This is a genomic window from Actinoallomurus sp. NPDC052274 (assembly GCF_040679475.1).
Taxonomy (GTDB): Bacteria; Actinomycetota; Actinomycetes; order Streptosporangiales; family Streptosporangiaceae; genus Actinoallomurus; species Actinoallomurus liliacearum.
This window is the reverse complement of record NZ_JBFAUT010000062.1, coordinates 33809-51420: the sequence shown is the minus strand read 5'-3', so window position 1 is coordinate 51420 and position 17612 is coordinate 33809. Positions and strand designations below refer to the sequence as shown.

The following is a 17612-nucleotide window of genomic DNA, read 5'->3' as shown; positions in this document are numbered from 1 at the left end:
CAGGCGGAGCAGGAGGACGCGGTCGGCGTCGTCGATGAGGAGCACACGGGCGCTGCGGCGTCGGTACGGTCCATCGGGCATGCCCGCACTCTAGGCGCGCCGGGACGGCCCGTACCGGGCCGCTCAGATCCGAGGGACCTTCGGCCCATGCCACACCCGGGCCCGGATTCGCGGGGGAGGGGAGCGGGTCTCAGGCCGCCGAGCCGCCGCGCGCCGGGATCCGCCGCCCCGACACCAGCTCAGGAGTGATCGCGATGTAGTCGCCGCGTTCGCCGGGCACCCACACCGGCAACGACAGGTCCCGCAACCGCCGCAGCTCACCGGCCTCCGACACGACACGGGCCTGCCCGGTCACCACCACCGACCAGCCGGTCTCGGCCCGCGGATCGAACTCATCGGCCTCGAACGCGACGACCGCGCCCCGGGCCGCCGCCGCCAGCTTCGACCCCGCCGTGGTGCGGATGACGATGTCCCCGCCGCTCAGCACGAAGTTCACCGGCTGCACCGCCGGCAACGCCCGGTCGGTGAACACGATCCGGCCGATCGGGGCCGCGCCGAGCAGCGCGAGGCACTCCTGCCTGCCCAGGACCTCCAGGCCGCCGGCGTCCAGCACGACGTCACTCGGCACGGGACTCGCGGCCCTCGGCCGCCTTCAGCTGCGCCACGAACGCGGCCGCCTGCGTACGCCGGCGCATGTCGAGCTTGGCGAACAGGTTCGACACGTAGTTCTTCACCGTCTTCTCCGCCAGGAACAGCCGCTCGCCGATCTGCCGGTTCGTCAGGCCCTCACCGATCAGCTCGAGGATCTGACGTTCCTGCGTCGACAGGGCCGCCAGCGGATCCTTGCGGGTCTGCCGCTCCCGCAGCCGCGCCAGCATCTGCGCGGTGCTGCGCGGATCCAGCAGCGACTGCCCGGACGCCACCGTACGGACCGCGCTGACCAGGTCCGATCCGTGGATCTGCTTGAGCACGTATCCCGCGGCCCCGGCCATCACCGCGTCGAACAACGCCTCCTCATCGGAGAAGGACGTCAGCATCAGGCACGCCACCTCCGGCATCCGCGACCGGACCTCCCGGCACACGCTGACACCGTCACCGTCGGGCAGCCGCACGTCCAGCACGGCCACGTCCGGGCGGGCCGCCGGGATCCGGGCCAGCGCCTGCTCCGCGCTGCCGGCCTCACCGACGATCTCGATGTCGGACTCGGAGGACAGCAGGGCCGCCACCCCACGCCGGACGACCTCATGGTCGTCCAGCAAGAACACCCGGACGGTCATATCCGCCTCGCTTCCTGATCCGGCGCGACGCACCACCGTAGACCCGGACTCGATCCGGGCGACAGGGCGGCACGCCCCGCAAATCAAGGACCAACGACCCTGTCGAGCGACCGGACCCGCCGGTCCTGGAGACGGCATTCCCCGATATCCCCGATATTCCCGCACCTGGTGTCGGCCGCCTGCGCGGCACCGCCACCGGCCACACCCGAGAAGGGGCCGTCGGCCGCCGTTCCGGGCCGTTGGTCCCTGCCCGGCCCCGCCCCGCCGCTGATGAGCTGGAGACGACCAGAGGAGGTCCACATGCACGACCAGCCCGGGACCGGCCCCGTCACCGTCGGCGTCGACGGCTCCGACGAGAGCCTCACCGCCGTCGAATGGGCCGCGGACGAGGCACGCCTGCGCCACGCACCGCTGCGCGTCGTCCACGTCTTCACCCTGCCGATGCTGTACGCGCCCCTGGGCCCGCCCCTGCTCGGCTCGGAACTGGACTCCCTGCGCGAGACGTCCGAGCAGATCGCCCGTACCGCCGAACGCCGCGCGCAGGCCCGCGCGCCCGAGCTGCCCGTCGAGACCACCGTCCTCGACGGCGCGCCCATCCCCGTCCTGCTCCAGCAGGCCGCCCACGCCTCCTTGATGGTGGTCGCCTCCCGCGGCATCGGCGCCGTCGGCAGACTGCTCGTCGGCTCCACCGGCGTCGAACTCGCCGCCCGCGCCCCCTGCCCCGTGGTCGTCATACGCGGCCACCCGCACAAGGCGCAGCGGATCGTCGTCGGCGTCGACGGCTCCGGCCCCTCCCTGGCGGCCCTCGCCTACGCGTTCGACGAGGCGGCCCTGCGCGGCGCCGAACTGACCGCCCTCCACGCCGTCGAGGACGCCACCGGCGCCGCCGTTCCCGCCCTGACCGAGGCGATCGAACGGCACGGCCGGCGCTTCCCGGACGTGCCCGTCGACCTCGTCACCGTGCCCGCCCACCCCGCCGAGGCCCTGATCAGCGCCTCCGCGGCCGCGGACCTGCTCATCGTCGGCTCCCGCGGCCGAGGCGGCTTCCGCGGCCTGCTGCTCGGCTCGGTCAGCCAGGCCGTCCTGCACCACGCCGACTGCCCCGTCGCCGTACGCCGCTGACCACTCCCTCCGGAAGGGGACGGGGACGCCCGGCACCGCCGCCCGGGGCGATCCACCGCGGATCGGCCTTACGGGGAACGGCGCGCTTCGGTACGGTGATCGCCCGCGACCGCATCGACACGGGCCGAAGGAGTACGTCATTACCTCGCCACGCAGCCTGGTGGTCTCGGCGTTCACGGCTTTCGCCGCCTTCGGCGCGTTCTGGGGAGTGTGGGGCGCCTCGGTGCCCCGGGTCCAGGACCAGGCCGACGTCACCGACGGCGAACTCGGCTTCGCCCTGCTGTTCGTCGGCGCCGGAGCGCTGCCGGCGATGATGCTGGTCGGCCGGGCGCTCGACCGGTGGGGGCTGCGGGTCTCGGCCGCCGTCATCGCCCTGCTCGGCCTCGTCGGCGCCGGCCTGGCCCTCACCGCGGTGGACCTGCCGGCCCTGTGCGCCGGCCTCGCCGTCGCCGGTGCCTCCAGCGGCGCCGCGGACGTGGCCATGAACGCGGTCGCGGGACGGGCCGAAAAGCTCGCCGGACGGCCCGTCATCACCCGCGCCCACGGCACCTTCTCCGCCCTGGTCGTCCTCACCAGCCTGGGCACCGGTGCCGCCTCCGCCGCGTCCTGGCCACTGGCCGTCCCCTTCGCCGTGGTGGCCGCCCTGTCCGTCGCCGCCGGCGCGGCCCTGTTCACGACCCTTCCCCCCGGCGCCGCCGGCCAGGATGAGCAGGCCGCTCCGGCGCGGCTCGCCCCGGTCACCCGGTCCCGGCTCCTGCCCCTCCTGCTCGTCGGGGTGCTGGGCACGCTCGCCTTCGCCAGCGAGAACGCCCACCAGAGCTGGAGCGCGGTCTTCGCCCAGGACGAGCTGCACGCCGGGGCGTGGCTCACCACCGTCGCCCCCGCCGTGTTCGCCGGGACCGTCGCGATCACACGATTCTGCCTCGGCGGGCTCAACGACGCCCACGCCCGGCCGGTCCTGCTCGGCGGCGCCGCCACCGCCGCGCTGGGAGCGCTGGTCATCTCCGTCTCCCCGAACCTGCTCTTGGCCGCCGTGGGACTCATCCTGGGCGGCGCGGGAACCGCCGTACTGTTCCCCACCCTCCTGGGCATCGTGTCACGCAACGTCGAGGAGGCCTACCGGGGCCGCGCGACCTCGATCGTCGGCACCGTGTCCTACATGGGCTTCCTCCTCGGCCCGGTCTACGTCGGCGTGTGGGCCGACGCCACGGGCCTGCGCGGCGCCATGGTCGCGGTCGCGGCCCTGGCCGCCGTCCTGCTCGCGCTGACCCCGCCGCTGCTGCGGCTGAGCGGGTTCACCGCCCCATCGGCGCGCCCGGCGCCCGAGCGCGCCGACGCCTGATCCCCGCCCGCCGCCCTATGCTGGCGCCCGTGGATCAACTCGCCGACGCCCGGGCCGAAGCCGTCCTGTTCGACTTCTCCGGCACCTTGTTCGACGACACCGGCGTGCTGGATCCGGCCGCCCTCGCCACGGCCGCCGCCCGCCACGGCGTACGACTCGACGAGACCGGTGCCGCGGAGGTGATCCGGCGGACCCTGCGGCACGTCGACTCGCCCGAGGGCTTCGCCGCCCGGGAGGGATGCGACCTGTCCCCGCAGGCCCACCGAAGGGTCTGGACCACGCTGATCGCCGACGCCGGCCCGTTCGAGGCGCCGCTCGTCGAAGCGGTCTACGCCTGCCTGACCGACCCGCACGCCTGGCTGCCCTACCCCGACACCGTCCCGGTGCTGCGCGCCCTGCGGGAGGCCGGGGTGCGCACCGGCGTGCTCAGCAACATCGGCTGGGACATCCGGCCGGCCTTCGCGCGCGTCGAGGTCCTCGACGCGCTGCACACCGTGGTGCTGTCCTGCGAGCACGGCCTCGCCAAACCCGACCCCGCGCTGTTCGCCCTGGCGTGTGAGCGGCTGGGCACGCCCCCGGGGCGGGTCCTGTACGTCGGGGACGACCCCGCCAAGGACGGCGCTGCCGTACGCGCCGGGCTGCCGGTCTACCTGCTGCCCAGCGAGCGGTCCGCCGGCGCGGCGCGGGGCCTGGCCGCGGTCCTGCGCCTGGTCCGCTGACCGCCCGGACCCGGGCCGCGGTCCCGATGCCGGCCGCTCCGGCCGCGCGCCGCCGCCCCGCGCCCGGGCGGGCCGGTCACGGGCGGGCCAGCACCTTCCCGAAGCACCGCTCGACAGCCATCCGGCGCAGCAGGTCCGGCAGCTCCGGCAGCGCCACCTCGGCGGTGATCAGCCGCTCGACGCCGAGCCCGTCCGGTGAGCCGGCCAGGGCTCGCAGCGCCAGCGCGAAGTCGGCGGGCGTGGTGCCGTAACTACCGCCCACCCGCACCGGCCTGCCCCGCCACCGCGCCGCCGCCACCAGCTCGCCGCGCCGCACCCGGTCCAGGTCGCAGTCCAGGCCCGGGAGCCGGTCACCGGCGGCGGTACCGCCGTACAGCATCACCAGCCCGCCCGGGCGGACCAGCCGCAGCGCGTGTGTCAGCAGTTCGGGCAGCACGAAGCTCGTGGCGACGACCACGACGTCGTGGCCGCCGGAGGGCGCCTCGTCCAGGCACATCCCGCCGGCGCCCGGCAGCATCCGCCGCGCCGACAGGAACGCGAGCCGGTCGGCGTCCCGGTTGACCAGCGAGACACCGGCGCCGGCGGCCTCGGCGAGCCGGCTGATGAGCACCCCGGCCGTCCCCGCCCCCAGCACGCACATCGCCGCGCCCCGCAGGCCGGCGCGGCCCAGATGCCGCCCGGCCATGGTCAGGCAGTGCGCCGCGCACGCCAGCGGCTCGGCGAAGACCAGCCGCCGCTCCGGAACCCCTGCGGGGGCCAGCGGAAGCGCCCGCGCCAGCGGCTCGTCGTCCCCGCCGACCCACATCGCGCGGGCGAACCCGGTGCCCCGCAGCACCGGGACGTTCGGGTCGAGGCAGACCCGGGAGCCCACCGGCAGCCGCGGCGTCGAACTGCGCGCCACCACCCCGACCAGCTCGTGGCCGAACTGGCTCGGCCCGGGCCGCCGCCCGGCGATCTCCTTCAGGTCTGAACGGCACACGCCCACGACCAGCGGTTCGACCAGCACCGTGTGCGCGCCGCCGGGGCGGCGGGGCCGGGCACGCGACAGCCGCGGCCCCGAGCCGGTCAGCTCCACGCTCAGCGGGCCCGGCGGCGCCGGGCCGGTTCCGGAGAGCGCGTTCACGGCCGCAGCGTCTCCAGCGCCTCACCGAACCGGTCGGCGATCAGGCCGGCGTCCTCCACCGACAGCACCAGCGGCGGCCGCAGCTCGATCACGTTGCCCAGGCCGTGCTCGGACACCCGGGTGATCACCGACCGGTCGTGCAGGGCCTTGTTCAGCGCGGTGGCCAACCGGGGGGAGCGGGCCCCGTCCGGTTCGACCAGCTCCACCCCCAGCATCAGCCCGACCCCGCGCACGTCGCCGACGCACGGGAAGTCGGTCCGCAGCGCGCCCAGCCGCTCCAGCAGCACCGCGCCCGACGCGCGCACCCCGGCGAGGAACTCCGGGCGGCGCACCTCCTGCAGCGTCACCACCGCGGCCGCCGCCGACAGGGTGTGGCCACCGTAGGTGAACCCGTGCATCGAGCGCGGCATGCCCACCAGGCGTTCCTCGGTGAGGATCGCGGCCAGCGGGAACCCGCTGCCCGTCAGCCCCTTCGACAGCGTCATCATGTGCGGCGTCACGCCGAAGTGGTCGGCGGCGAACAGCCGGCCCGTGCGGCCCAGGCCCGTCTGGTTCTCATCGAAGATCAGGATGATGCCGCGTTCGTCGCAGAACTCCTTGAGCCGCCGCAGGTAGCCCGGGGGCGGGACGACGTTCCCGCCCACCCCGCTGATCGGCTCGATGATCATCGCGGCGACGCTGCCGGAACTGGCGTAGGTGATGAAGTCCTCGATCCGGTCCACGCACCACATGCCGCACCGGTCCGGCGTCTGCCGGTAGAAACAGCGGAAACAGTACGGGTCGGGCACGTGCACCGCCCCCGGCAGGTGGTACGGGAACGGGGCCCGCATCCGCGACGTACCGTTGTAGCTGGTCGCGGCCACGCTCTGCCCGACGTGCCCCCGGAACGGCACGATCACATCACGCCGCCCGGTCACCCACTGGGCGATCTTGATGGCGCCCTCGTTCGCCGTCGACCCGCCCGAACTGCGAAGGTTCACCCGCGTCAGCTCCGGCGGGCTCATCTCCACCAGCAGCTCCATCACCCGGTCGGTCGGCTCCGTACGGAACGACGAACTGGCGAACACCAGATCATCCAGCTGCCCCCGCACCGCCGCCAGCACCGCCGGATGGTTGTGCCCCAGCACCAGGTTGAACGTCCCGGCCACACAGTCCAGGTACTCCCGGCCGTCCTCGTCCCAGACGCGCACGCCCTCACCGCGCACCAGCCGGGCCTCGCCCAGCTCGTAGTACGCGAACGCCCCCGGACCGGCCTCCATCAGCGGACGCCCAGGCTCTCGAGCTGCGCGGTGACCCACGCCTCCAGCGTCCACGGCCGCGCGGTCTCCCGCCGCCGCCGCGCCGCCTCGGCCCGCTCGCCCGGCCCGGCCAGCAGCCCCGCGGCGATCGCATCGGCCTGCTCCACCAGGTCGAACGGGTTCACCGTCCGGCACACCGGCCCCAGGATCTCCGCCGCCCCGGCCAGCTCCGACAGGACCACGTCGGCGTCGCGCTCGTTCACCAGCGGAGCCTCGAACACGCTCAGGTTCTGGCCGTCCACCGTCGAGTTGAACACCAGCAGGTCCGCCCGCTCGAAACAGCCGAACGTGTGACCCACGTCGTTGTCGCAGTGCACCCGGACCGTGCCCGCGCCCAGCGCGGCGTTCGCCTCGGCCACCGCCGCCTCCACCCGCCTCTGGTACTCGGCGTTGGCCTCGACGTACAGCCGGTTCGGGTTCATCCGTACCAGCATCCGCGTCCCGCGCAGCCGCTCGTTCGCCTCGACCGCCGCGACGAACGCCCGTACGGCGCGCTCCCCGTTCTTGATCGGGTCGGTGCGGCCCGAGTGCACCACCAGCGGGCGGTCGCCGGCCCACTCCGCGACGCCCTCGGGCAGCCGCGCGTCCCGGCGGTGCAGCGTCTCCGGGCTGTAGCCGAGCGGCTGCGTGCACACCTTCGTCACGTGCCCGCCCCGCCGTACGGTGCCGGCGGCGACGTCGACCTCGGCGTCCGGCAGCAGGTCGGCCACGCACGCCAGGAAGTTGTCCGACCAGCGGCGCGCGAAGAACCCGATGACGTCGGCCGCCAGCATGCCCTCCAGCACGCCGGTCCGCATCATCTTCGGCAGGATCCGCCAGTAGTCCGCGGCCGGCCAGGGGATGTGCACGAACAACAGGATCGGAGCGTCCGGGCGCTCGGCCCGCAGCCGCTGCGGCACCCGCACCAGCTGGTAGTCATGGACGAGGAACACCGGGTCGGGCTCACCTTCGGAGCGCCGCAGCAGCTCACCGGCGAAGTCCTCGGTGAACTCCCCGAACCGCTCCCACGCCGCCCGGGTCTCGGCGCCGAACGACGGCCGCGTCCACCGGTCCCACCCGTAGTTGTTGCCCGCCCACATCAGCTCGGCGGTGAAGAAGTCCTGCACGATCCGGAACGTGTCGCGGTCGTGGCGCAGCTGGTGCAGCCGCACGCCCCGCCCCGACGGCAGCTCGATCCGCATCCCGTCCGGATGCTCCAGGGCCGCCCGGTGGTCCGCGTCGCTGTCCGCGCTCACGATCCACGCCACGTCCAGGTACCCGGCCTGCTCGGCGACCACGTTGCCGGTGCCGCCGGGCGCCAGCCACGCGCGCAGCAGCCCGGTCTCCGGCTCGGGCGCGTAACTGACGACCGCGCGTTTGCTGGCGAGGAAGACGCGCTTGCTCACTCTCACTCCTCCACGGATCGGGGGGCGGGGACGACAGGAGGTTCTTCAGGGGCGCCAGGAGGTTCTTCAGGGGCGAGCGCGACCCCGGCCAGCAGCCGGGTGCCCTCATCGACGTCGACCGGCCACAGCCCGGCCAGCTCCGGCAGGTCCGCCGCGTGCTCACTGTGCAGGCAGGCGTTCCGCGGCCGGCACGCGTACGCCGTGCCGGCCTTGCCGACGGCCCGGACCAGGTCCTCGCCCAGCCCCAGGCCGGCGGCGATCCGGCGCGCCCACGCGTACCGGGACAGCCGCTCGGGACCCGCCAGGTGCAGCACCCCGGTCCGCCGGGTCCGCACCAGCTCGGCCGACCAGGCCGCCACGTCGTCGACGAGGACGGGGGTGTTCCAGTGGTCGTCCGGGGCCTCGACGGCGCGCCCCGCCCGCAGCGAGCGCACGCAGGTGGTGAAGTAGTTGGGGCGGTGCCCGTCCGGATCCCAGCCGTAGACCAGGCTCACCCGCAGCACCAGCGCCACCCCGGTGTCCAGCAGGGCCCGTTCGGCCGCCAGCTTGGCCCGGCCGTAGGCGTTGGCGGGGGAGACCTCGTCGGACTCGCCGTAGCTGTCCCGCGTCCCCGCGAAGACGTTGTCGGTGGAGACCAGCAGCACCGGGAGCCGCCCGGCAGCGGCCGCCAGGTTCATCGCGCCCGCGCCGTGCGCGGCCATCGCCTCCCGCGGATGCTCCTCGCACCAGGTGATGTCGGACGGGCCGTGCACGATGACGAGGGCGTCCGGCGCCAGGCCGCGCACGACGTCCCGGCACGCCCGCGCGTCACGCACGTCCAGCTCACGCCACTCCAGGCCCGCCGCGGACCGCGCCGCCGGCGGCCGCCGCGAGCACAGCACGGCCCTGCCGCCCAGCGCGCGGATCCGGGCGCCGATACGCCCGCCGAGGTAGCCGCTGCCCACCACCATCGTCAGCACGGCGGCATCCCCGGCCTGCGGGTGCGCCCCGCGTTCCCGTCAGGTCCCGCCCGCCCGGTCCGCCGGGCACTCACAGACTCGCGCATCAGGACTCATCATTGACAAATCTGGTGTTTGCCAAACACACCCGTTAAAAGGTTATGGTGCGGACCGATTGGGTAACTCCGACACATTTCGTCGATCTGAGTAAGGGAAACAAGATGGCCGTAAACGGTCATGTCGTTCACGACCGCATCCCGTTGTCCACGACCCCGTCGGCCATTGAGGTCACTCACCAACGAAACGACACCTACCGCATCCACGTCGCAGCCGATCCGGCAGCGGCCACCCGAGCGCTCCTGGCCGAACTCGACGGCCGCCGCGCCGCGGTCATCACCGAACGCACCGTCGCAGCCCTGCCCCCAGGCGACCTCACCCACACCCTCCAAGAGCACGGCCTGCTGCTCGGCACCATCGCCGTCCCGCCAGGGGAGCGCAGCAAGACCCTCGACACCGCCTACCTCCTCATCGACTGGCTCACCCAACTCGACCTCGCCCGCCGCGACGTCGTCATCGCCCTCGGCGGCGGCGTGATCCTCGACACCGTCGGCTGGGTCGCCAGCGCGTACATGCGCGGAGTGCCCTACATCAACGTCCCCACCACCCTCCTCGCCCAGGTCGACGCCGCCATCGGCGGGAAGGTCGCCGTCGACCACAACTCCGCCAAGAACCTCGTCGGAGCGTTCCACCAGCCCCGCGCCGTCATCTCCTGCCTGTCCTACCTCGACACCCTCGACACCAGGCAGACCAGCGCCGGCCTCGCCGAAGCCGTCAAAAAAGCGGTCATCGCCTCCCCGGAGCTGTTCGAGTTCATCGAGAACCACACCGACGACCTCCTCCACCACCGCCGCCCCGCCACCGAGACACTCGTCCGCGCGGCCAGCGCCATCAAATCCGAACTCGTCGGACGCGACCCCTACGAACAGGACCTGCGCCGCCCCCTCAACTTCGGCCACACCGTCGGGCACGCCGTCGAGACCACCACCGGATACGGCCCCGTCCTGCACGGCGAGGCCGTCGCCTTCGGCATGGCCATCGCCGTCGACATCGCCCGCGCCCGCGGCCTGCTCGACCCCGCCGTCGCCGACCGCATCACCCGCCTGCTCACCGACCTCGACCTGCCCGTACGCCTCCACCAGCTCCGCGCCGTGCCCCCCATCGACGACGTCCTCACCGCCCTCGGCAAGATCCGGCAGATCCGCGACGGCAGCCTGCGCTTCGTCCTCCCCGTCGAACTCGGCACCACCCTCATCACCGACGACGTCACCGAGGACGAAGTACGCGCCGCCCTGCTGCGCGCCACCGCCGAGGACCTCCCGGCAGGCCGCCCATGACCGCACTGTGGGCCGTCGACGCCGGCGGAACCACCACCTCCGCGATCCTCCCGACGCCGGATCCGGGCGCCATCACCACCCACGGCCCCATCAACCCCGCCTCCGCCGGACCCGACACCGCCGACCACAACCTGCGCGCCCTCCTCCACGACATCGCCCAGGCCCTCGACGGCCGGCCCGGCACCGGATGGCTCGCCACCGCCACCGTCGACCTGACCACCCCCGGCACCGAACCCGACCGCCTGCGCGAACTCGCCCGCCACGCCGGCCTGCACGGCAGCCTCATCCTGTCCAACGACGCCCTGCCCTGGCTCCTGGCCCCACCTCTCCACGGCCGCGGCGTCGCCCTCGTCTGCGGCACCGGATCAGGGTTCATCGCCGCCGGCGACCACCCCCGCCTCGCCCGCGTCGGCGGCTGCGAATACCTCGGCAGCGACGAGGGCAGCGCCTTCGACCTCGGCATGGCCGGACTGCGCGCCGCCGTCCGCGCCGAGGACGGCCGGGGACCGGCCACCACGATCGGCGCCCGCCTCACCGCCCGGCACGGCCGGCCCCCGGCCGAACTCGCCCGCCACCTCGCCGCCGCGGCCTTCCCCAAGACCGCCGTCGCCGCCCTCGCCCCCGCCGTCTGCGACGCCTGGCTCGACGGCGACGAACCCGCCACCGCCCTCGTGACCGCCGCACTCGACGAACTCATCCTCGGCGTCCGCGCCGCCCACGACCGCGCCGAACTCACCGGCCCCTGGTCCGCCGCCGCCGGCGGGGGAGTGCTGCGCGGCTGCCCGGCGATGCTCACCGAACTCGACCGCAGACTCCGAAACGAACTCGGGGCCGCCCACGTCGCCCCCATCACCGAACCGGCCACCACCGTCCACGCCGCCCTGCGCCACACCCTCAAGGACGGCCGGCTCCACCCACCCGGCGGCCCGGCCGGCACCGCCGCCTGGCTCATCGACCTGGACCCGCCGCCACCCCGGCCCCGCCGACCGGCACCCCCGCCCCGCCGCCCCCGCATCGGCGACCCGCCGATCACCATCGGACTGTGCCTGGCGGCCTGGGGCGGCTCCGACCTCACCACCGCCCTCCAGCACGCCACCGAGACCGGAGCGGACACCGTCGACCTGCCCACCGACACCACCGCCGGCCTGCTCGACCTGACCCGCTGGTCCCACGACGACACCTACCGCGCCGACCTGCGCACCGCACTCACCGGCATCGACGTCGGCTGCGTCAGCAACAGCCGCGACACCCAACTCCTCCTCGGCCCCCACGGCCCCCACACCGACCCCGTCCTGCACGGCACCGAACAGGCCAAACACGACCACGCCCTCCGCCACGCCCGCAACACCATCCGCCTCGCCGCCGACCTCGGCGCGCCCCACGCCCGCCTCATGCTCGGCGTCCCCGACCTCACCCGCTGGCTCTCCTGGTGGCACAGCCCCGTCACCTGGGACGACAACATCACCACCTGGTGCGAACGCGCCCACCCCCTCCTCACCCTCGCCGCCGAACACGGCGTGACCCTCCTCATCGAACCCCACCCCAAACAGGTCGCCTACGACCGCGCCAGCACCCGCCGGCTCCTCGACGCCGCCGCCCGCACCGAACCCCGCGCCACCGTACGGATCTGCCTGGACCCCGCCAACCTCGCCGCCACCGGTCACGACCCCGTCGACGCCGTACGCGGCTGGGGCACCGACCTCGCCGCCGCACACGCCAAAGACCTGCAACGCTGGACCACCACCCAGGCCCCCCACGGCGCCGGCTGGTCCCGCTACGGCCCCGGACCACCCATCCGGTTCCGCGCCCTCGGCGCCGGCGAACTGCCCTGGCCCGCGATCATCTCCGCGCTGCTCGACGAGGACTTCCACGGCACCCTGTACGTCGAACACGAAGACGCGCTGCTGCCCCGCGAACAAAGCGTCCACGCCTCGACACGGCTCCTGCGCGACCTGCTCCCACAGCACGCCCCCCAGGGACGCACCTGGTGACCCGCCCGCACCCACGCCGGAGGAGGACCCGATGACCCTGCACGACGTACGCGCGGCCCTGCTCGCCGGCGGCCTCGGCGAACGCATGGGCCACCTCACCGACAACCTCTGCAAACCCCTCGTCCCCTACGCGGCGTCCTGCCGCCTCGTCGACTTCAGCGTCGCCAACGCCGCCCGCTCCGGCGTACCCGAGATCGTCCTGCTGTCCCTGCACCGCGAACGCGACCTCATCGACCACCTCCACACCCACTGGGACGGCAGGGGAGTGCGCATCAACTACGGCCCCCACGACCACCTCATCCGCTCCGGCGCCCTCGCCCCCGGCGAACCCCTGCCGCCACGCCCACCCGAAGCCGGCACCGCAGACGCCCTCCTCACCAACGCCGAACACGTCTTCGCCCCCGGCGCCCGCGACATCCTCATCCAGCACGCCGACCACGTCTACGTCCACGACTACGGGCCCATGGTCGCCGCACACCGCGCCGCCGGCGCGGACGCCACCATCGGAGTGCAGCGCATCGAACGACGGTTCGTGCACCTGTTCGGCATGGTCGACGTCGATGCGGACCTGCGCGTACGCCGCCTGGTCGAAAAACCCGCCGAGCCGACCTCCGACCTGGTCTTCACCGCGTTCTGCCTGTTCCGCGCCGACGTGCTCCACGACGTCCTCCGCTCACTTGCCGCGCTCGGGCAGGACCGCTGGCAGCACGACATCAGCCGGGACGTCCTGCCGCTCATGATCCGTGAAGGACGACACGTCCAGGCGTACCCGATCACCGGCTACTGGGCCGACATCGGCACCGTCGAGCGCTACCACCTCGAACACCTCAAGCTCCTGGACCGGCCCCTCCCACTCCCACCCGACACGCTCCCGCGCACCCTCACCGACGCGCCCCCACGCCACCTCGACGGCCCCGGCGGCCTCGCCGGCGCGGACGTCACCGTGCCACCCGGCGCCGTCGTCCGCTCCAGCGTCCTGTTCCCCGGCTGCGTCATCGAACCCGGCGCCGAAGTGAACCGGTCCCTGATCCTGCCCGGAGCGACCGTACGAGCCGGCGCACGCCTTGACGGCACCATCGCCGACGCCGGCGAAGACATCACCGGCACCCGCACCGGCCTGACGGGCCTGACCCCCGCTCGAGCCGCCGGAACCCAAGACCCGACCACGGCAGCGGGGGAGCCGTAGAACCCCCGGCCGTTCCCCTCACAGGACACGCGAAATTCCCACGCAGGATCGCTTGCGGCGAGCGCCGACCACCGCACGGTCAAGATCGACCCGCTCCGATCCGGACCGGGCCCGTCCGCGCCAAAAAGCGGACGGCGACACAGAACAGACACCAAGGAGTACACCATGACCACTCGGATCGACCCCCGCCCGCGGCCGATCGAGCCGACTCCGCCGATCGTGAACCCCTGGCCGCGCCCGGCCGACACGCGGCCGCGGCCCGCAGGTCAGTAAGCCGCCGGCTCCCGCGTCGGCTGCCCGGTGACGGCATCGAGCAGCCGCCGCTGAGCGGGCCCTCCTCAACACAGCAGCCCTCCGCCACCAGGCGGGGGGCTGCATCCATTCCGGCTCACGGACCCGGATGCCCGGGCCGTGCCGACGCGCCTGCCGTTGCGGACTCTCAGCGGCGCGACGCGCGCAGCGCCATCACGGCGGACCCGAGCGCGGCGAGCGCGGCGACCACGGACAGCCCCAGCGCCCAGTACGCGACGGTGTCATCCGCCTCGGAGACCACGCCGCCGCGGGAGGCCCGCGCCGGCGCGTCCGCGGCCGGTCCGGCGCCGGTCTTCGACGGTGGCAGAAGCCGGAGCATCGGAGCGGGGTTCTCCGGCTCCGGGCCATTCGGCTGCTGCGGCTCCTGGATCCAGCGCACCACCTGATCATCGCCGTAGTACTGCAGCGTCTTGAAGGTCATCGAATCGGCCTTCGGCAGCGGCCCCGCGCTCACGGCGAACTCGTCGTACTCGTCCGGCTTGATCCCCGACTTCGGGTCCTGGCGGTCCAGATGATCTCACTGACCGCCTCGGTGACCTTGGCGCCGTCCGACTCGACCGGCGTGGCCAGCTTCGTCTTCTTGATCTCATAGGACCAGCCGGGATGCGCCTTGACGCGAACCGACGCCAGCGGCAGGTTCGGCGGCAACTGGACGTCGACCTTGACGGTGTTCGCGTCATCCCGCTCATTCGGGACGCGGAACACCAGGGCGGCATGGTCGCCCTGCGTCGCGGACTCCGGAGCGACCGTCACGTGCGCCGAGGCCGCGGTGGCCCCGAACCCGACCACAAGCGCCGCCCCTACGGCGATGACCGCGCCTCGGACGGAACGCCGCCACATACGTTCTCCCACTGATCACCAGATGAGCCGGCTCAGCCGAGCCGGCCGAGCGTGGTCTTCGCCAGTTTCTCGGCCTTCGCGCTGGAGTCGGCGCGCTGACCGATCTTGTGGATCTCCGCGTAGCTGAAATAGATGACGGCGTTCGCCTTGTGCGCGACGATGGTCGTCAGATCGTCGTACGTCGTGGTGCCCAGACCCGGCGGCGCCGTGTGCGCGAGCTGCTGCGCGAACCCGGTCCAGCCCCCCGACTTGAACGCACGACTGTGGATCTTGTAGTCGCCGACGATGATCGGCGGCCCGCCGAGAATCGTGAACGACGCCGGACACTTCGCCGACTCGCCCAGCACGGCCTTCATCCCCGTGTCCGCCAGCGCGTCGGTGGTGAAGACCACCGCGCCCTGGGTGACCACGGGAAGCGAGGACTGTTCCGGGTTGGGCGGACCGACGATGAAACGACCGGTCGAATTGCCGCCCACCGGCTCGACGTCCGGCTGCACCGCCACGGTGATGTTGTCGGCACGCTGCACATAAGGACAGGTCGGCACACTGTTCGGCGGCGTGTAGATCACATGCGAGCCGTGATCGGAGTCCTGGACCTGGACCGCGCCCTTGCCGACGTCCTTGATGGTGGCGAACCCCAACTGGATCGACTTCACCGTGTACGGCGGATGGGTGAGCTTCTTACCCGAATCCGCGCCACAGCCGCCCACGGCGGCCGACGCCAGGACCGCCGCGCCGGCCACCAGCGCCACCACGGGACGCCGCCTCGGCCTGGCACGAAGACACGCGAGCCTCATTTCGTCTGCGATCCTTTCAACGCGCCGTGAAGGAGAAGTGCACCGGCACCTCATCGAAGTCGGAGGTGCGGATGTTGAGCCACAGGTCCCACCGGCCCGGGTACGGAATGGACATCGCACTCGCGACATAGTGGCCGGGTTCCGCCGCGGACATCGTGACCGGCAGCGCGCCGATGTCCTTGCCGACCGGTGCCAGCCGCCCGGAGACCTCGGGGACGTTGACCAGCGACCCGCCCTTCGCCACGAGGTAGATGTCGGCGACGTTGGACCCCCGCCTCGCCGGCGTCAGCCTCAGCTCGACGTGACCGCCGTCCAGGCCGGTGCGCGTCCCGGCCGTCGCCGGCACGGCGACCGTCGCCCGTACCGGCGGCGCGTAACTGCTGCGGGCGGGAGCCGTGTTGACCAGGACCGAGGTCACGGACAGCACGACGACGCCGAGCACGACCTCGGCCGCCACCGACACGCGCAGCCGGCGCACCTCCCCGGCGGGCACGTCCTCCGCCGGTTCCGACCCGCGGCGCCGGACGAACGAGCGTCCCCGCGCCGCGAGCGCGACGACAAGGAGCACCAGACCGAACTTCACCAGCAGCAGCCGACCGTAGGCCGTACCGCCCAGAGCACCGAAGGTCCCCACCTGCCGCCACGCCAGATACAGGCCGGTCACCGCGATCACCGCGAAACAGGCCTGCGCCAGACCGGAGAAACGGGGGAGTGCCGGCCGCAGGACCCGCACCCGCTCCGGACGGCCGGCGGCCGGACCGACGACACACGCCGCGAGCGGGACCAGACCGCCGAACCACACCGCGATGGCCAGAAGGTGCAGGCCGGTGACGGGAACGGCCAGCCACGCCTGCGAGCCGGTGTGCGCGTGGTCCGTGAGCGGCCAGGTCAGCACCAGCGCGACCCCGCAGACCGCGCCCAGGACGAGCGCGGCCACCGGTACCCGTGCCTCCCCGCCGCCGTCGCTCCGGCGCCGGGCCACGACCGCGAAGACGACCGCGAGCACGACGGCGATCCCGAGGCGCGCCACCAGGGCACGACCGAGACGTGTGCTCAGGGTCAGCCGCAGGACGCCCGGATCGAACGCCGTCGCCGGCGACCCCCCGGTGCCGTACGGGCCCTGGGCGAGGAACACCACGACTGTTCCCACACCCAGCGCGGCGAACCCGGCCCAGACGAGGAGCCGGCCACGACGCCGCCGCAGCCCCCCGGGCCAGGTGACACCGAGGAAGACGACGCCTCCGAGCGTGAGCGCCAGACCCAGGAACGCCAGGCCACGCCCGACGGCGTGCACCACCGGCGTCACCAGCCCGGTCTCCGTACGGGGGGAGGCGACCGCGGCGCTCGGCGCACCGACACTGAACCGGAAGGCCCCGGAGACGGCGTGCGAGTCCGCGGACACGACACGCCACGCGACCGTGTAGGTCCCCTTGGCCAGGTCGGCGGGCAGCGCCGCCGCCGCGGTGTTCGCCTTGCCCGCCACGTGCCCGGGAGCACCGACCCGGACCTTGTCGCCGTTGGGGTCCAGGAGCTGGATCGACTCTGGGGTCAGCGTCACCGCTTCGTTGAAGCGGAGGACCGCCTGCCGTGGCGCGGAACCGACGACCGCGTTGTCGACGGGGGAGGATTCGAGGAGCACGGCGTGGGCCTCGGCGGGGCGAAGCAGCGCACCGAACGTCACCTCGGCGGCGAAACAGCCCACGGCCAGCGCCGCGACGAGGAGGACACGCAGAACCCGCCGGTGGTGACCGCCGCGTTCGGCCGCGCGAAACATGAAGGTCACGTGGTAATCAATCTGTGCGCGGCTCGCCGGCCAAGACGGACGCGTCGCCCCGTACGACGGCGGCGACGTGGTCGAACCGCCCGGAAGGGTGCGCCGGGACGCCGG

General features: G+C 73.5%; 16 protein-coding genes. 6 read left to right on the top strand and 10 right to left on the bottom strand.

Features of this window, described 5'->3' with window-relative positions:
• Positions 1 to 190: 190 nt before the first annotated feature.
• A complete protein-coding gene (locus AB0K82_RS36595) occupies positions 191 to 628 on the bottom strand; it encodes a pyridoxamine 5'-phosphate oxidase family protein (RefSeq protein ID WP_364405824.1) in 438 nt (145 codons plus the stop codon).
• Positions 618 to 1277, bottom strand: a complete 660-nt coding sequence (locus AB0K82_RS36590; RefSeq protein WP_364405822.1) for a response regulator transcription factor — start codon at positions 1275 to 1277, stop codon at positions 618 to 620. Before AB0K82_RS36590 ends, AB0K82_RS36595 begins: the two co-directional genes overlap by 11 nt.
• A gap of 300 nt (positions 1278 to 1577) precedes the next feature.
• On the opposite strand from AB0K82_RS36590, the gene AB0K82_RS36585 reads away from it, so the two are divergent.
• The 3 genes from AB0K82_RS36585 to AB0K82_RS36575 all read left to right on the top strand — a co-directional run bounded on the left by AB0K82_RS36585 (position 1578) and on the right by AB0K82_RS36575 (position 4460).
• Positions 1578 to 2399 (top strand): universal stress protein, encoded by an 822-nt coding sequence (locus AB0K82_RS36585; protein WP_364405820.1) that lies wholly within the window; start codon positions 1578 to 1580, stop codon positions 2397 to 2399.
• A gap of 160 nt (positions 2400 to 2559) precedes the next feature.
• A complete protein-coding gene (locus AB0K82_RS36580) occupies positions 2560 to 3741 on the top strand; it encodes an MFS transporter (RefSeq protein WP_364405818.1) in 1182 nt (393 codons plus the stop codon).
• A 29-nt stretch (positions 3742 to 3770) separates the two neighbouring features.
• Positions 3771 to 4460: an HAD-IA family hydrolase gene (locus tag AB0K82_RS36575; RefSeq protein ID WP_364405816.1), complete on the top strand. Its 690-nt coding sequence runs from the start codon at positions 3771 to 3773 to the stop codon at positions 4458 to 4460.
• Positions 4461 to 4536: 76 nt separating this feature from the next.
• Here AB0K82_RS36575 and AB0K82_RS36570 read toward each other — a convergent pair whose 3' ends face one another.
• The 4 genes from AB0K82_RS36570 to AB0K82_RS36555 are packed head-to-tail and all read right to left on the bottom strand — an operon-like array spanning position 4537 to position 9216.
• Complete coding sequence (locus tag AB0K82_RS36570; protein ID WP_364405814.1) at positions 4537 to 5583, bottom strand: alcohol dehydrogenase catalytic domain-containing protein; 1047 nt, start codon at positions 5581 to 5583, stop codon at positions 4537 to 4539.
• Positions 5580 to 6842 carry an aspartate aminotransferase family protein gene (locus tag AB0K82_RS36565; RefSeq protein WP_364405812.1) on the bottom strand — a complete coding sequence of 421 codons (1263 nt, stop codon included), beginning with the start codon at positions 6840 to 6842 and terminating at the stop codon, positions 5580 to 5582. The genes AB0K82_RS36570 and AB0K82_RS36565 overlap by 4 nt, the downstream gene beginning before the upstream one ends.
• The gene (locus tag AB0K82_RS36560; RefSeq protein WP_364405810.1) at positions 6842 to 8266 is read right to left on the bottom strand and encodes a trehalose-6-phosphate synthase; all 1425 of its coding nucleotides are present in this window, start codon (positions 8264 to 8266) and stop codon (positions 6842 to 6844) included. Before AB0K82_RS36560 ends, AB0K82_RS36565 begins: the two co-directional genes overlap by 1 nt.
• 2 nt (positions 8267 to 8268) lie before the next feature.
• Positions 8269 to 9216 (bottom strand): sugar nucleotide-binding protein, encoded by a 948-nt coding sequence (locus tag AB0K82_RS36555; protein WP_364405831.1) that lies wholly within the window; start codon positions 9214 to 9216, stop codon positions 8269 to 8271.
• A gap of 209 nt (positions 9217 to 9425) precedes the next feature.
• Between AB0K82_RS36555 and aroB the strand changes: the two genes are divergently transcribed.
• The 3 genes from aroB to AB0K82_RS36540 are packed head-to-tail and all read left to right on the top strand — an operon-like array spanning position 9426 to position 13775.
• Positions 9426 to 10598 carry a 3-dehydroquinate synthase gene (gene aroB / locus AB0K82_RS36550; protein ID WP_364405808.1) on the top strand — a complete coding sequence of 391 codons (1173 nt, stop codon included), beginning with the start codon at positions 9426 to 9428 and terminating at the stop codon, positions 10596 to 10598.
• A complete protein-coding gene (locus tag AB0K82_RS36545) occupies positions 10595 to 12589 on the top strand; it encodes a TIM barrel protein (RefSeq protein WP_364405806.1) in 1995 nt (664 codons plus the stop codon). The genes aroB and AB0K82_RS36545 overlap by 4 nt, the downstream gene beginning before the upstream one ends.
• 31 nt (positions 12590 to 12620) lie before the next feature.
• Positions 12621 to 13775, top strand: coding sequence for a sugar phosphate nucleotidyltransferase (locus tag AB0K82_RS36540; RefSeq protein WP_364405804.1), 1155 nt, complete (start codon positions 12621 to 12623; stop codon positions 13773 to 13775).
• Positions 13776 to 14214: 439 nt separating this feature from the next.
• On the opposite strand, the gene AB0K82_RS36535 is transcribed toward AB0K82_RS36540, so the two are convergent.
• Genes AB0K82_RS36535 through AB0K82_RS36520 form a run of 4 tightly spaced genes read right to left on the bottom strand, consistent with a single transcriptional unit; the run spans position 14215 to position 17498 of the window.
• Positions 14215 to 14541 (bottom strand): DUF1775 domain-containing protein, encoded by a 327-nt coding sequence (locus AB0K82_RS36535; protein ID WP_364405802.1) that lies wholly within the window; start codon positions 14539 to 14541, stop codon positions 14215 to 14217.
• On the bottom strand, positions 14538 to 14927 hold the full coding sequence (locus AB0K82_RS36530) for a DUF1775 domain-containing protein (protein ID WP_364405800.1): 390 nt from the start codon (positions 14925 to 14927) through the stop codon (positions 14538 to 14540). The genes AB0K82_RS36535 and AB0K82_RS36530 overlap by 4 nt, the downstream gene beginning before the upstream one ends.
• Positions 14928 to 14959: 32 nt before the next feature.
• Positions 14960 to 15682 carry a hypothetical protein gene (locus AB0K82_RS36525; RefSeq protein WP_364405798.1) on the bottom strand — a complete coding sequence of 241 codons (723 nt, stop codon included), beginning with the start codon at positions 15680 to 15682 and terminating at the stop codon, positions 14960 to 14962.
• Positions 15683 to 15740: 58 nt separating this feature from the next.
• Positions 15741 to 17498, bottom strand: a complete 1758-nt coding sequence (locus AB0K82_RS36520) for a copper resistance protein CopC (protein WP_364405829.1) — start codon at positions 17496 to 17498, stop codon at positions 15741 to 15743.
• Between the last annotated feature and the right edge of the window lie 114 nt (positions 17499 to 17612).

Bases quoted from the DNA above. Each gene is read 5' to 3' on its own strand.
- AB0K82_RS36590 (WP_364405822.1), bottom strand. From the start codon at position 1,277: ATGACCGTCCGGGTGTTCTTGCTGGACGACCATGAGGTCGTCCGGCGT.
- AB0K82_RS36530 (WP_364405800.1), bottom strand. From the start codon at position 14,927: ATGTGGCGGCGTTCCGTCCGAGGCGCGGTCATCGCCGTAGGGGCGGCG.
- AB0K82_RS36540 (WP_364405804.1), top strand. From the start codon at position 12,621: ATGACCCTGCACGACGTACGCGCGGCCCTGCTCGCCGGCGGCCTCGGC.
- AB0K82_RS36520 (WP_364405829.1), bottom strand. From the start codon at position 17,498: ATGTTTCGCGCGGCCGAACGCGGCGGTCACCACCGGCGGGTTCTGCGT.
- AB0K82_RS36555 (WP_364405831.1), bottom strand. From the start codon at position 9,216: ATGGTGGTGGGCAGCGGCTACCTCGGCGGGCGTATCGGCGCCCGGATC.
- AB0K82_RS36585 (WP_364405820.1), top strand. From the start codon at position 1,578: ATGCACGACCAGCCCGGGACCGGCCCCGTCACCGTCGGCGTCGACGGC.
- aroB (WP_364405808.1), top strand. From the start codon at position 9,426: ATGGCCGTAAACGGTCATGTCGTTCACGACCGCATCCCGTTGTCCACG.
- AB0K82_RS36565 (WP_364405812.1), bottom strand. From the start codon at position 6,842: ATGGAGGCCGGTCCGGGGGCGTTCGCGTACTACGAGCTGGGCGAGGCC.
- AB0K82_RS36545 (WP_364405806.1), top strand. From the start codon at position 10,595: ATGACCGCACTGTGGGCCGTCGACGCCGGCGGAACCACCACCTCCGCG.